Genomic DNA, 13,789 nt, shown 5'->3' on the forward strand with positions numbered 1-13,789 from the left:
GAAGTCCCTTAAACGCGAGAGGAATTGCTTTGGACAACAAGAACAAGGGCCCCATCCTCAATGGTCTCCCCGCGAATGTCCCGGACATCGACCCACAGGAGACGCAGGACTGGATCGACTCCCTTGATGCGCTGGTCGAAGAGGCCGGCACCGCCCGCGCTCGCTACATCATGCTCAACCTCATCCAGCGTGCGCGCCAGCAGCGAATCGGCGTCCCCAGCCTGACAGCCACTGACTACGTCAACACCATCGGCGCTGAAGACGAACCGTGGTTCCCCGGTGACGAAGAAGTCGAACGTCGCTACCGCAGGTGGATCCGTTGGAACGCTGCTGTACAGGTTCAGCGCGCACAGCGCGAGGGCATCGGAGTCGGCGGCCACATTTCGACCTACGCCTCAGCCGCAACTCTCTACGAAGTCGGTCTCAACCACTTCTTCCGCGGCAAGGACCACCCCGGCGGCGGCGACCACATCTTCTACCAGGGTCACGCTTCCCCCGGTATGTACGCACGCGCCTTCCTCGAAGGCCGGCTCACTGCCGAGCAGATGGACGGCTTCCGCCAGCAGTCCTCCCACTACGTCAACGGCAAGCCCTTCGGTCTGCCCTCCTACCCGCACCCGCGGCAGATGCCGGACTTCTGGGAGCACCCCACGGTCTCCATGGGCATCGGCCCCCAGGCCGCCATTTCGCAGGCGCAGTTCGACCGCTACCTGCACAACCGCGGCATCAAGGACACCAGCCAGCAGCACACCTGGGCTTTCCTCGGCGACGGCGAAATGGACGAGCCCGAAGCACGCGGCATGCTCCAGTACGCCGCCTACGAAGAGCTCGACAACCTGACCTTCGTCATCAACTGCAACCTGCAGCGCCTCGACGGCCCGGTCCGCGGCAACGGCAAGATCATCCAGGAACTCGAATCCTGGTTCCGAGGTGCCGGTTGGAACGTCATCAAGGTCATCTGGGGCCGCGAGTGGGACCCGCTGCTGGCCAAGGACCGCGACGGCGCCCTGGTCAACCTGATGAACGCCACCCCGGACGGCGACTACCAGACCTACAAGGGCGAGTCCGGTGGATTTGTCCGCGACAACTTCTTCGGTCGCGACCCCCGCACGAAGGCCATGGTCGAGGACTACACCGACCAGCAGATCTGGAACCTCAAGCGCGGCGGCCACGACTACCGCAAGGTGTACGCGGCGTACAAGGCAGCGCTTGAGCACACCGGCCAGCCGACCGTCATCCTCGTCAAGACCGTTAAGGGCTACTCGCTCGGACCTCACTTCGAGGCCCGCAACGCGACCCACCAGATGAAGACGATGGCGCTCGAAGACCTCAAGGCCGCTCGCGACCACTTCTCCATCCCGATCTCCGACAAGCAACTCGAAGAGAACCCGGAACTTCCGCCGTACTACCATCCCGGTGAGGACGCACCGGAGATCAAGTACCTCCTCGACCGCCGTCGCGAACTCGGCGGCTTCACACCCGAACGCCGCTCGAAGTACGTCGACATCAAACTGCCTGACGACAAGGTCTTCGAACCTGGCATGCGCGGCTCCGGCAAGCAGGAAATCGCCTCGACCATGGCGTTTGTCCGCATCCTCAAGGACCTCATGCGCGACAAGGAGTTCGGCAAGCGCGTCGTGCCGATCATTCCTGACGAAGCCCGCACCTTCGGCATGGACTCCTTCTTCCCCACGAAGAAGATCTACAACCCGCACGGCCAGAACTACATTTCGGTCGACCGTGACCTCTTCCTGTCCTACAAGGAAGCGACCGACGGCCAGCTGCTGCACATGGGCATCAACGAATCCGGTTCGACAACCGCTCTGACGGCCGCGGGCACCAGCTACGCCACGCACGGCGAACCGATGATTCCGTTCTACATCTTCTACTCGATGTTCGGATTCCAGCGTTCGGGCGACCAGTTCTGGGCGGCCAGCGACCAGATGGCACGCGGATTCATCCTCGGCGCAACAGCAGGTCGCACCACCCTGACCGGTGAGGGTCTGCAGCACGGCGATGGACACTCGCACGTCCTGTCGTCGACCTTCCCGTCAATCGTGTCCTACGACCCGGCCTACGCCTACGAGATCGCGACCATCGTCCGCGATGGTCTGCACCGGATGTACGACCCCGAAGATCCGCGCCAGGATCCGGACGTCATGTACTACATCACGATGTACAACGAACCGATGGTCCAGCCGAAGGCACCGGAAAACCTCGACACCGAGGGCATCATCAAGGGTCTGTACAAGCTCAAGGACGGCAACAAGACCGAAGGCCCGAAGGTTCAGCTCATGGCCTCCGGCGTTGGTGTGCCGTGGATCCTCGAGGCCCAGGAGATCCTGGAGAAGGACTGGGGAGTCAGCGCGGACGTGTGGTCTGTCACCTCGTGGCAGGAGCTGCGCCGTGACGGCCTGGAAGCCGACGACGCTCGTCTGCTCGATCCGAAGGCTGAACACCGGGTCCCCTTCGTCACGCAGAAGCTGCTGGGCTCGGAAGGTCCGGTCATCGCCACGAGCGACTTCACCAGGACCGTTCCGGACATGATCCGCCAGTACGTGCCGAACCACTTCACGAGCCTCGGAGCTGACGGCTACGCGATCTCCGACACGCGTCCGGCAGCCCGCCGTTACTTCCTCATCGACGCTCACTCGGTTGTCGTTCAGGCCCTCATCAGCCTGGCAGACACCGGCGAGATCGACATGTCGAAGGCTGCGGAGGCCGCTAAGAAGTATGGACTCGACGACCCGCGCAAGGGTGTATCGGGCACCACCGGCGGCGACGCCTGATGAGCACAGCCGCGCGGCAGTGATTCCGCCGCAGAAGGGGCCGGGGCCACTCCCCGGCCCCTTTTGTGTATCAAATACAAGACTTTTGTCGTTTTGGCGCTATTGTTGTGCTCATGCCCGACCATGAAGCACCTGGCGCGAAGACCGCTGATCGCGCTGACACGATTCGCCGCCTCGAGGCCGGTCAGCGCACGCTGTCGAACCTGACGCTGAAGCGCATTGAGGGACGCCTGCGCTGGTTCTCCCAGCTGTCCTCAGCTGACAAAGGCTGGGTCGTAGTACTTGCGAACTCGGGAATTTCGTCATTCATCGAGTGGTATCGCAATCCCACCCGGCACCTGCGGGTCATCAACGACATCTTCAAATCCGCACCGAAGGAACTCGTCCGGTCGGTTTCGCTGCAGCAGACTCTGCAGCTGCTGCGCGTAGTCGTCGAAGTGGTCGAAGAGCGGGTGAGCGATCTTGCGCGCGCTGGCGAACAGGCCGAACTGCGCGAGGCGGTGCTCATCTATTCGCGCGAAATCGCCTTTGCCGCCGCCGATGTGTATGCACGCGCCGCCGAGGCGCGGGGCAGCTGGGACGCTCGACTCGAAGCGATGGTCATCGACGCTCTCGTTCGCGGCGATTCCGTTGACGAACTGGCCAGCCGCACCGCCGCCTACGGCTGGAACTCTGAGGGCTCCATTCGCGTCATCATGGGACGCGCGCCGCGCCGCAAAGACCGCGCCTCGATTGAAGAAGTGCGCGCAACGGCTAAGAAATGGGCCGAAGACGCGCTGGTCGGCGTCCATTCCGACCGTCTGCTCATTGTGCTTGGCGGTGTGGCTGACATCGAAGCTGCCGCTGAGGACCTATCGCCGTTCTTCGGACCGTCGGACATCGTCATCGGCCCGGAGGTCAGTTCGTTCGCCGAAGCGGGTACGAGCGCATCTGCGGCCGTGTGGGGTCTGCGCACAGCACGCGCCCGGCCCGACACTCCCCGTCCCGTCTTTGCCGATGATCTTCTTCCCGAACGCGCCATGGCAGGTGACCGCAGCGCCGTGCGCGCCCTTGTGACTTCCTACTACGAACCCCTGGCAACAGGGTCCGGCCAGCTTCTGGCAACCGCCGCCGCCTATCTCGAATACGGCGGTGCACTGGAAACAACCGCACGGGCCCTGGATGTTCACCCGAACACCGTCCGCTATCGACTCAAGAAGCTCACAGAAGCTCTTGGGATAGATCCGACCGAAGCGCGGTCGGGCTTCGTCATACGGATCGCTTTGGTGTATGGCCACCTGCACAGCGCAGGGCAGTTGTACGCCCACGACAATTCACGCTGAGGTTTCAGCCAAATACACTATCGTCATTGCCCAGTCGAGAAAGTTGGAGAGCTTTGCTAGTTGTTGCCTGCCCGGGTCAGGGCGCCCAGAAGTCCGGATTCCTCACGCCTTTTATGGAGATCGACGGCTTTAAGCAGACGATCGCCAGCGCTTCCGAAGCGGTCGGCCTTGACCTCATTGCCCACGGCACCACATCGGATGACGAAACCATCAAGGACACCGCTATTGCGCAGCCGCTCCTTGTTGCATCCGCAATCGCCTCGGCACGCGAAGTCCTCGGCGACACCGCACCCAGCTTCTACGCGGGACACTCGGTGGGTGAAATCGGCGCCGCCGCACTCGCGGGCATTCTCACCGATTCTGACGCCATGAACTTCGTCGGCGTCCGCTCCCGGGGCATGGCCCAGGCTTCCAAGGCCGTGCCCACGGGCATGGCTGCTGTCATCGGCGGAGTCCAGGATGACGTCCTCGCGGCAATTGAGGCTGCGGGCCTTCAGCCGGCCAACGTCAACGGCGGCGGACAGATCGTCGCCGCCGGCGCCCTTGAGAACATCGACAAGCTCAAGGACAACCCTCCGGAGCGCACCCGCGTCATCCCACTGCAGGTGGCCGGTGCATTCCACACCGACTTCATGGCATCGGCACAGCCTGAACTGCAGGAACTGGCCGATTCGCTCAACCCAAACGACCCGACCGTGTCGATCCTGTCGAACCGCGACGGCCGTCCGGTCGAAAACGGCCGCGAGTACGTCCAGTCCCTGGTTTCGCAGGTCACCTCGCCCGTCCGATGGGACCTGTGCCAGCAGACTCTCGTGGAAGCCGGGGTCACTGGCCTGCTCGAACTCCTACCCGGTGGAACGCTGACCGGAATTGCCCGACGCGGCATGAAGGGCGTTGAGACCTTCGCTTTGACATCGGCCGATCAGCTTGACGAAGCACGCGCCTTCGTCACCGCCCACGCCTAAGAAAGGGATCAACGTGGCAACTCTCAAGACCGCGACCCCGCAGGGATATTCCCGCATCGCCGGCATCGGAGCCGGTCGATCGAACGTCGTCGTACACAACAACGACATCGTCGGCCCCATCGATTCGTCTGACGAATGGATTCAGCAGCGCACCGGCATCGTCACGCGCCGCCGCGCCGACAAAGATACGAGCCTCATCGACATGTCCCTGGAGGCGGCCAAGGAGGCAATCGCGAACGCGGGGCTGAGGCCCGAAGACATTGGCGCGATCATCATCGCGACCGTAACCTTCCCCTACCCGACCCCGTCAGCGGCAGCGAAACTCGCAGCTGAACTGGGCACCGGCCCGATCCCCGCCTGGGATATTTCAGCCGCGTGCGCAGGATACTGCTACGGCATCGCCCAGGCCGACGCTGTCGTGCGCTCGGGCATGGCCGACAACGTCCTCGTGGTCGGCGCTGAGAAGCTCTCCGACTGGATCGACCCGACAGACCGGTCGATTTCCTTCATCCTCGGAGACGGTGCGGGAGCTGCCGTCGTGCAGTCTTCCGACACGCCCGGCATTTCACAGTCGGTTATCGGATCAAACCCGCAGAAGTGGGACACGATCAAAATGCACGCATCGTTCTTCGAATACCGGGACGACCGCGAAGTTGGATTCCCCACACTGCGCCAAGACGGACCGTCTGTTTTCCGCTGGGCCGTCTACGACATGGTCGAGATCGCCAAGGAGGCGCTCGATGCCGCCGGCGTTCGGGCTTCCGACCTCGCCGCATTCGTGCCGCACCAGGCGAACATGCGGATCATCGACAACCTGGCAAAGCAGCTCGGCGTTCCCGACTCCGTCGTGATCGGCCGAGACATTGCAGAGAACGGCAACACATCATCGGCGTCCATTCCGCTGGCAACCCACCGCCTGCTGAAGGAAAACCCGGAGCTGTCCGGCGGCCTGTCCCTGCAGATAGGCTTCGGCGCCGGCCTGGTGTACGGAGCCCAGGTAGTGCAGCTCCCCTGATTGACTTGGAGACCGCTGAGTCACGGGACACAGCGCGCCTCCTGACGTAATATCGATTCGGGCATTCGTCGAATCAATGTCACACGACTGCAAGCAGTCAAAGAGAAAGAGGAAACTATGGCTAACACCGAAGCAGAAGTCCTTGCAGGACTCGCAGAAATCGTCAACGAAGAAACCGGCCTCGCCGTCGACGCTGTTGAACCGCAGAAGTCGTTCACCGATGACCTCGACATCGACTCGATCTCGATGATGACCATCGTCGTCAACGCTGAGAAGAAGTTCGACGTCAAGATCCCCGACGATGACGTCAAGGACCTGGAAACCGTCCAGAACGCTGTTGACTACATCGTGAAGGCTCAGCAGGCCTGATCTCCCTAAGCCGCCGGGCTCACACGAGCTCGGCGGCTTACCCCCAAGATTCGACGAGGTAACCACATGACTTCCACAGTTGTCGTCACCGGCATCGGCGCTGTCACCCCTCTGGGAGGCACCGCCGAAAAAACCTGGGAATCAGCTCTCGCCGGCACATCCGGTGTCAAAGCACTCGACAACGACTGGCAGGGAAAATACGACATCCCTGTCAACTTTGCGGCTGCCGTCGATCCGGCAGTTGTCGAAGACAAGCTCACACGAGTCCAGGCCAAGCGCCTTGATCCCTCCAGCCAGTTCGCACTGATCTCCGCCAAAGAGGCTATGGCTGATGCCGGCTTCAGCGAAGAGGGCGCCGAAGTCGATGCTGATCGACTCGCCGTTTCGTGGGCCACGGGCATCGGAGGCGTCTGGAGCCTGCTCAACGGCTGGGACACTCTGCGCGAAGAGGGCTCCCGCCGCGTTATGCCGCTGACCGTCCCCATGCTCATGCCCAACGGCCCCGCCGCTGCCATCGGCATGGAATACCACGCCCACGCAGGTGTGCAGACGGTTGTCTCCGCGTGCGCTTCGTCCACCGAAAGCATTGGCCACGCCTTTGACGTGCTCAGGTCCGGCCGCGCTGACGTCGTGATTGCAGGCGGTTCAGAAAGCGCCATTCACCCGTTCACAATGTCGGCCTTCTCATCGATGCGCGCCCTTTCGCGCCGTACCGATTCGCCTGAAACCGCATCGCGTCCCTACGACGTCGACCGTGACGGCTTTGTCATGGGCGAAGGCGCTGGCGCTCTCGTGCTGGAAACCAAGGAGCACGCAGAAGCGCGCGGCGCGAAGATCTATGCGGAGCTCGGCGGCTGGGGCGTCACCAACGACGCGCACCACATCACCGCCAACGAACCCGAAGGCAAGTACGCCCTGCGGGCCATGCGCCAGGCGCTCGAATGCGCCGGGGTCAAGCCTGAGGACATCAAGCACATCAATGCCCACGCAACCTCGACGCCGGTCGGCGATGTGCCGGAATCCCTGGCTATCAACGCACTGCTCGGCGAGCACACACACGATGCTCTGGTGACCGGCACGAAGTCCATGACCGGCCACCTGCTCGGCGGTGCGGGCGCTGTTGAAGCGATCTTCACCGTCCTGGCTCTGCACAACCGCGTGGCCCCGCCGACGATCAACATTGAGAATGTCGATCCGAAGATCGATCTCAACATCGTCCGCGATAAGCCGGCAGAACTGCCCGACGGTTCGATCGCCGCACTGTCGAACTCGTTCGGCTTCGGCGGTCACAACGCCGTCGTACTTTTCAAGAGCGTCTGATCTTCAGCAGCTGACTGTTTCGGGGTGGGTATCGTTGCGATACCCACCCCGAATTGTTTCTGCCACAGGACCTAAGCCGACGCGCGGTCAGCGGCTCTGATGGCTGAATGAGAGTCCCCCCGGCCGGACTTGAACCGGCGACCAAGGGATTATGAGTCCCCTGCTCTAACCAGCTGAGCTACAGGGGGTCAGAACATCGACAGCATAGCAGTGCGCACACCGGGACGGTATTTCTCTTCTTAGCGTTTTGCACTATCATGGCTAGGAACCTCTTGGCGTTTCGATTCGTGGGGAAGACGTTTTCGGAACGATCAAGGAGGCAAAGTGAATAACACTCAGGGCGTACTGTTCGTCCACTCTGCACCGCGTGCGCTGTGCCCTCACATTGAATGGGCCGCAGGCGGTGCTATTGGTGCCCAAGCAAAGTTTGACTGGTCACCGCAGCCGGCAGCTCCCGGTCTGCTGCGGGCAGAAGTCTGCTGGGCAGCCCCGGCTGGGTCAGGCGCTAAGATCGCGTCTGCTCTCAAAGGCTGGGCCAATGTTCGCTACGAAGTCACCGAGGAAGCGTCCCCGGGATTCGACGGCGCACGGTGGAGCCATACACCGGACCTAGGCATTTTCCATGCGCTGACCGACGTCCACGGCAACATTGTCGTCGGCGAGGACATCATCCGCGCTGTCATGGCACGCTCCGCCGGAGACTCCGAGCGCATGCAGGCCGAAATGTCCCTCGCCCTGGGCCAGGCCTGGGATGACGAGCTCGAAGCTTTCCGTCGCGCCGGAGAAGGCGCACCGATTCGCTGGCTTTCCCGCGCAGTCTGAATTAAACGCTCCACCGAGCACCACTCCGCCCGGTTCCGTTGGCTTTGCCTCTTGGCCAACGGAACCGGGCGGTCTTTGCAACCGAAGTGTTCTTGGTCTTCAGCGCTTCTGCAGGCGAATGCGGGAAAGAACTGACCGCGCGGCGTCGACGCTGGTGTAGCGCTCGGTCGTAATGAACAGGTCGAATTCGCGGCGACCGTCCGAGCCCAGCTCGTTGCGGCGGTGCGCACTGACCATGCTCGACCAGTCCGGCCCGACAACGATGACCGCGTATTCGTCGCGCAGCGCATCGGAATGGTCAACCGGTCCAGACCGGACACTCGGCATCGGCGATTCTTCGAAACCACCCGATAGGACCGCAGCAAGCCCCGCAGTCCTGCCAACAGACCGATACACCTGTTCGACCTTGTCGGGCAACTTTTCTTCTTCGCCGAACACACCGACGACGAGCGCTGAAGATCCCGCCGAGGACGCCCGCTGCAGCAGCTGCACCATGTGCTCGATCATGAAGTCGTAGTCGACGACCAGCGGATCAGTCTGCAGCCCCAGCGCGATTGAATAGGGCGTACCCTGAATCTGTTTGTTGCGGGTGTAGTGCCCAGACAGCGCATCTTCGGGAGGGATGGTCACCGGGTTCGGCTTTTCCGTAGGCTCGGCGTACAGTTCCCCCGTGGCGAACCGCGCACCAAGCGCATTCACCATGATGAGGTCGTCCTCGGAATCAACACCCTCGGCAACAACGACCGCCCCGGTGCGTTCAACGTGGGCTCGCAAGAGCATATTGAGCTTAGCCAGGTGTTCTTTGTCTTCTATTTTGAGCACACCCGGGTGGAGAGCCACCACCGCGGGATTGACCAGCGGCAGATAAGCCGTTGTAGCAAGGTCGAGCCCGACGCCCGATATCCCCATCGACCAGCCCAGCTGGCGGGCGGAGCGCACTGAACGCAGCACTGACCCCGGCTGAGCGGCGATGCTCAACGGGTCGAGCTGCAGGATGATCCGAGCGTCGCGATCCGTGCGGTCTTCAAGAGTGACGAGCGATTCCGGTTCAGCGTTCACAAACAGTCGCGTGTGGGATTCAAGACCCGCGGCTTCGGCATCCCGAAGAGTCTGTTCGCGGATGGACGAATCGATGTCCCCCACCATGTGCGAATCGCGGACGGCCCGTCGCAGATCTTGGGGGCTGATCGGTGCTCCGTCGGTGTCTGCACTGTGTCTGACGCGGTACCCGGCGTCCATGCCGGTAATGACATCAACGACTGGAGAAAACAGCGAACGCACTCCCCCGGAGCGCACAAGCTCTTCGAGGTCCGGACCTCCGATGGCGTTGGCATCGTGTGTCACTGGCGCTACTCCCCTTTTCCTTTTGCGGGCGCTGCCAGTGTCTCACACACAGGCTGCCGCGGTCAGAAAACCGTCACGTGCGCGCAAACTTCGCACAGGGTTCAGCTGGAAGATACGGTCTGGCGGCCCGGAGGCTGACTGCCGCCCCGGCGGCCCGAAACGATCACATCCCAGACGGCCACCGCGGCGGCCGCACTCATGATGACGCCGATGACGGTGAAAGCAGTGATGAACGCAGCGTCCCAGCCTGCAGTCGCCTGGACCGCGAACAGGGTTCCGGTGATGGCGGCGATGCCCACTGCCGTACCGACCCTCTGCCCAGTCTGGAGCACCCCGCCGGCGGCTCCGGAATCCCGGACCGGCACCTCGAGCAGGGTGAGAGTCTGGTTGGGACTGACGATGACGCCCTGTGCCGTGCCCAGAACAGACAGCGGGAGCATAAGCCACCAGATGCTCACGAGCCCCGCCTGAGCAAGCAGAACAACACCGATCGAGCCGGCAACGCACACAATGGCGATCACCATGCCCCAGAGAACCAGGCGTCGACCGTAGGCGAAGACCCTGCGGCCGGCCCAGGCAGAGGTCCCGATGGTTCCGAGTGCTCCCGGAAGTCCAATAAGACCAGCCTGCAGCGCGGTGAAATCGTGACCGCCCTGCAGGAACACCGCAGACACAACCCAGATGCTGGTCGTGCCCATGAAATACAGGCCGATGAGCAGTGAGCCGTTGGCGAAGCTCGGGATCCGGAAGAGGCTGAGATCAACCATCGGTTCGCGCCCGCGGGCCTTATAGCGCTTCTCCCAGGCAACCCAAACGCCGATGAGTGCAATACCCACAAACACGAGCGAGAACACCCAGGCACCGAGTGCGCGCTCCATGAAGGGCAGCATGATCAGCAGGATCGCCAGCGCGAAGAGAACTGTTCCGACCGGGTCCATGTCGGCGCGGGACTTTCCACGACCGTCAGTCTCGGCTGTGTCAGCAGCGCTCGTCCACGCACTCGCCGGGAACAGGCGAAACGCTGCAAAAGCCCCGATGAGCGCGAAGGGAACGTTGATGAGGAAGGACGCACGCCAGCCCCAGCCGTCACCGAAAGCAGCCATGAAGACCCCGCCGAGCACAGGACCGATCGCCACCGAAATGCCGACCGTCGAACCGAAGTAGCCGAATGCGCGGCCGCGTTCAGGGCCGGAGAAATACTGTTGGATGATGCCGACGGTCTGCGGATTCAGCAGTCCGGATCCAAAGCCCATGAGGACGCGGGCAAGGTTGAGCACGATGTCGTTCGGTGCCACTCCGGCAAGCAGCGACGCTGCGCCGAACAGGATCGAACCGATGACGAACAGGCGACCGCGCCCATACACGTCTCCAGCACGCCCGGCTGCAACCAGAAGCACGCCGAAAGACAGCGTGTAGCCCGACAGTACCCACTGAAGAGCCGATGACGGCGCGTCAAGATCCCGGCCTATGCCCGGCAGGACGACGTTGACGATCGACACGCTCAGCAGCGACATGAACACCGGAATGAGCACTACCAACAGAATCTGCCTCTGCTGCTGTGTCAGCTTTCCGGAACTCACCCTGTGCGCCGCCTTTCGTCATTCAGCAGGAGGATCTGCTGCCTTCGGTAGTCAGATGGAAACCGGTTCCCGAGGTGGAACTCAGTTTTTCGAGTTTCTTCAGTTCTGAAGACAACCCGAGTAGATCTCTTCAAAGGTATCGAGAGTTGCTGAGATATCGTGACGAGCCGCAATCTTCTGCGCGGCCAGGCTCATAGCCTCGCGCTCATCAAGAGGGGCCGTGGCGATTTCAGTGAACGCCTGCGCGTATCCGTCGATGTCCCTGGGTGCGATGAGTCGACCGTTGACTCCGTCCTCGCAAAGGTGCGGGAGGGCCACCGCATCTGCAAGAACCACGGGAACACCCGTAGCCAGAGCCTCGAGTGTTGCAATCGACTGCAGTTCAGCGGTTGAGGGCATGCAGAAAATGTCTGCTCGCTGGTAGGCGGCCACGAGTTCAGCATCGCTGACCTTCCCGCGCAGAACCACGCGATCAGCAACTCCAAGCTTGTCTGCAAGGTCCGCCAGTGCTTTTTCCTGTTCGCCCGCGCCGATGATCTCAGCCCGCAGGTCCAGCGCCGGATCGGTCTTGGCAATTGCCTCGATGATGTCCTCGATGTGCTTCTCAGCCGACAGACGACCGACAAAGAGGATTGTCGGCGAGGTGCCGGCCTTGTCCTCTGCTGGATCGGCAGGGTGGAAGTGGGACAGGTCGATGCCGCAGGACACTGCTCGGATCGGCTTGTCAAAGCCGTGTTGGTGGAGCAGGTCCGCGGCCAATTGGGTGGGAACCGTGATGTAGTCAGCAGACTGGTATTTCTTCTTCAAGTCCCACCATGCGGCCTTTTCGGCCGCAGCGACGATCGCCCCGGGCGCACTGACGTATGGCACGACGTTCTGGGGCATGAAGTGGTTGGTGCCCACAATGGGGATGTGACGGCGACGCGCCGTCGTAAAAGCACGCCGTCCGATGACGAAATGTGCCTGGGTATGGATGATATCGGGCTGAATCTGGTCGATCAGCCGGTCAAATGCCGGCGCGACGTCCCAGGGCATGCAGATCATCCACGTGGGATGCAGCGGCCAGCGCAGAGATTTGATGTAGTGGACCTCAACGCCGTAGTCGTCCGCTCGATGGTAGGCCATGCCCGAGGGTGAAGGGCAGATGACGTGGACTCTGTGCCCGCGTCCAGCCAGACCTTGGGCGAGCTGCTGGGCGAATGTTGCAGCGCCGTTGACTTCCGGGGCGTAGGTTTCGGCGGGAATGACGATTGTGAGGGGACGGTTCATGCTCGCTGTGAGGTTGGGGACTGGGTGCTCTCGTCACGCTCTCGGCGTTCAAGCACATCGGGGTGAAAGCGAGCGAGGACGATAACTCCCAAGCACGCTACCAGTCCGGCCGCAACCATAATCACAGGAACCCACAACGGTGCGGCAGCGGCCTCACCGAGTACGACAACACCGAGGATCACCGCGACGATCGGGTCGATCACCGTCAGGCCTGCAATGACGATTTCCGGCGGTCCCGAAGCGTAGCCGGCCTGCACAAACCACGAACCTATTCCACCGCACGCGGCAACACACAAGAGGTTGCTCCAGGTCACTGCCGGCAGTCCCCCGGCAAGGAACTGAGACGCGCAGATATGCGTATTGGTTGCCACACACGCAAAGAGAATGGCCGCGCTGACCACGTTGAACAGCTGATGCGGTCGGCGCTGAACAAGGCGGCCCACAACGGTGATTGCGAGAAGTGCCGCTGAGACCCACACCATTGGGAGGGCCTCAGCACCGAATCTGACGCGAGACACGGCAAAGAGCGAAGAAACTCCTACAAAACCGGCGACACCGGCGACACAGAGAAGAACCGACGTGTAGACGCGCCTCTTGAACACCAGACCACGAGCGAATCGGGCGATGAGGACGGAAACGGCCAGCGAGATGGCACCGACGGGCTGAACAACCATGACGGGGGCAAGAGCAAGGGACAGGACACCGGCGGTGACGGCGATGACCATGATCGCGGTGCCCAGCAGCCACCTGCCCGATTTGAACAGTTGGAAGAATGAGCGAATGCCGAAGCGCTCGGAGTCGTGCGATGTCGTTACACCGGAGTGCTGCACAGCCGCACCTGCGGCAAGTCCTACCGCAGATACCAGTGCAAACCCCAAGGCTGCCCAAATGATCACTCCAGCACTGTACAGGGTTCGAGTGCAGACCCGCTGAGAGAACTGGCGGGGAGGAAAAACCGAAGACGAAAAAGCCCCGATTCTGGGATCGGGGCTGA

11 protein-coding genes and 1 tRNA gene are annotated in these 13,789 nt (G+C 62.1%); 7 read left to right on the forward strand and 5 right to left on the reverse strand.

Annotation, left to right across the window (positions count from 1 at the left end; genetic code table 11):
* Positions 1 to 29: 29 nt before the first annotated feature.
* The 6 genes from aceE (at position 30) to fabF (ending at position 7,780) form a co-directional block, all read left to right on the forward strand.
* The gene (gene aceE, locus HMPREF3172_RS07670) at positions 30 to 2,789 is read left to right on the forward strand and encodes a pyruvate dehydrogenase (acetyl-transferring), homodimeric type (RefSeq protein WP_061942708.1); all 2,760 of its coding nucleotides are present in this window, start codon (positions 30 to 32) and stop codon (positions 2,787 to 2,789) included.
* A gap of 113 nt (positions 2,790 to 2,902) precedes the next feature.
* The gene (locus tag HMPREF3172_RS07675; protein ID WP_070423759.1) at positions 2,903 to 4,111 is read left to right on the forward strand and encodes a PucR family transcriptional regulator; all 1,209 of its coding nucleotides are present in this window, start codon (positions 2,903 to 2,905) and stop codon (positions 4,109 to 4,111) included.
* 53 nt (positions 4,112 to 4,164) lie between these two features.
* Positions 4,165 to 5,076: an ACP S-malonyltransferase gene (locus tag HMPREF3172_RS07680; protein WP_070516584.1), complete on the forward strand. Its 912-nt coding sequence runs from the start codon at positions 4,165 to 4,167 to the stop codon at positions 5,074 to 5,076.
* Positions 5,077 to 5,089: 13 nt separating this feature from the next.
* Positions 5,090 to 6,091, forward strand: a complete 1,002-nt coding sequence (locus HMPREF3172_RS07685) for a beta-ketoacyl-ACP synthase III (RefSeq protein WP_070516587.1) — start codon at positions 5,090 to 5,092, stop codon at positions 6,089 to 6,091.
* 117 nt (positions 6,092 to 6,208) lie between these two features.
* Entirely contained in the window at positions 6,209 to 6,460 is a 252-nt protein-coding gene (locus tag HMPREF3172_RS07690; RefSeq protein ID WP_019175348.1) for an acyl carrier protein, read from the forward strand.
* Positions 6,461 to 6,526: 66 nt separating this feature from the next.
* Positions 6,527 to 7,780, forward strand: coding sequence for a beta-ketoacyl-ACP synthase II (gene fabF, locus HMPREF3172_RS07695; protein ID WP_070516589.1), 1,254 nt, complete (start codon positions 6,527 to 6,529; stop codon positions 7,778 to 7,780).
* Between the two features lie 114 nt (positions 7,781 to 7,894).
* On the opposite strand, the gene HMPREF3172_RS07700 is transcribed toward fabF, so the two are convergent.
* Positions 7,895 to 7,968: transfer RNA gene (locus tag HMPREF3172_RS07700), tRNA-Ile, on the reverse strand.
* Between the two features lie 136 nt (positions 7,969 to 8,104).
* On the opposite strand from HMPREF3172_RS07700, the gene HMPREF3172_RS07705 reads away from it, so the two are divergent.
* Positions 8,105 to 8,602 (forward strand): DUF3145 domain-containing protein, encoded by a 498-nt coding sequence (locus HMPREF3172_RS07705; protein WP_019175350.1) that lies wholly within the window; start codon positions 8,105 to 8,107, stop codon positions 8,600 to 8,602.
* A 99-nt stretch (positions 8,603 to 8,701) separates the two neighbouring features.
* Here the strand turns inward: HMPREF3172_RS07705 and HMPREF3172_RS07710 are convergent, their stop codons facing one another.
* From HMPREF3172_RS07710 to HMPREF3172_RS07725, 4 genes are all read right to left on the reverse strand, one after another.
* Positions 8,702 to 9,946, reverse strand: coding sequence for an EAL domain-containing protein (locus HMPREF3172_RS07710; protein WP_062021578.1), 1,245 nt, complete (start codon positions 9,944 to 9,946; stop codon positions 8,702 to 8,704).
* Between the two features lie 101 nt (positions 9,947 to 10,047).
* Positions 10,048 to 11,526 (reverse strand): MFS transporter, encoded by a 1,479-nt coding sequence (locus tag HMPREF3172_RS07715; protein WP_070516591.1) that lies wholly within the window; start codon positions 11,524 to 11,526, stop codon positions 10,048 to 10,050.
* Positions 11,527 to 11,625: 99 nt separating this feature from the next.
* Positions 11,626 to 12,795, reverse strand: coding sequence for a glycosyltransferase (locus HMPREF3172_RS07720; protein WP_070428276.1), 1,170 nt, complete (start codon positions 12,793 to 12,795; stop codon positions 11,626 to 11,628).
* Complete coding sequence (locus HMPREF3172_RS07725) at positions 12,792 to 13,691, reverse strand: DMT family protein (protein WP_256173308.1); 900 nt, start codon at positions 13,689 to 13,691, stop codon at positions 12,792 to 12,794. The genes HMPREF3172_RS07720 and HMPREF3172_RS07725 overlap by 4 nt, the downstream gene beginning before the upstream one ends.
* Positions 13,692 to 13,789 lie beyond the last annotated feature (98 nt).

It is taken from the genome of Brevibacterium sp. HMSC08F02 (assembly GCF_001807555.1).
GTDB lineage: Bacteria > Actinomycetota > Actinomycetes > Actinomycetales > Brevibacteriaceae > Brevibacterium > Brevibacterium ravenspurgense.

Coding starts and splice junctions, on each gene's coding strand:
- HMPREF3172_RS07675 (WP_070423759.1), top strand. CDS start 2,903: ATGCCCGACCATGAAGCACCTGGCGCGAAGACCGCTGATCGCGCTGAC.
- HMPREF3172_RS07690 (WP_019175348.1), top strand. CDS start 6,209: ATGGCTAACACCGAAGCAGAAGTCCTTGCAGGACTCGCAGAAATCGTC.
- fabF (WP_070516589.1), top strand. CDS start 6,527: ATGACTTCCACAGTTGTCGTCACCGGCATCGGCGCTGTCACCCCTCTG.
- HMPREF3172_RS07720 (WP_070428276.1), bottom strand. CDS start 12,795: ATGAACCGTCCCCTCACAATCGTCATTCCCGCCGAAACCTACGCCCCG.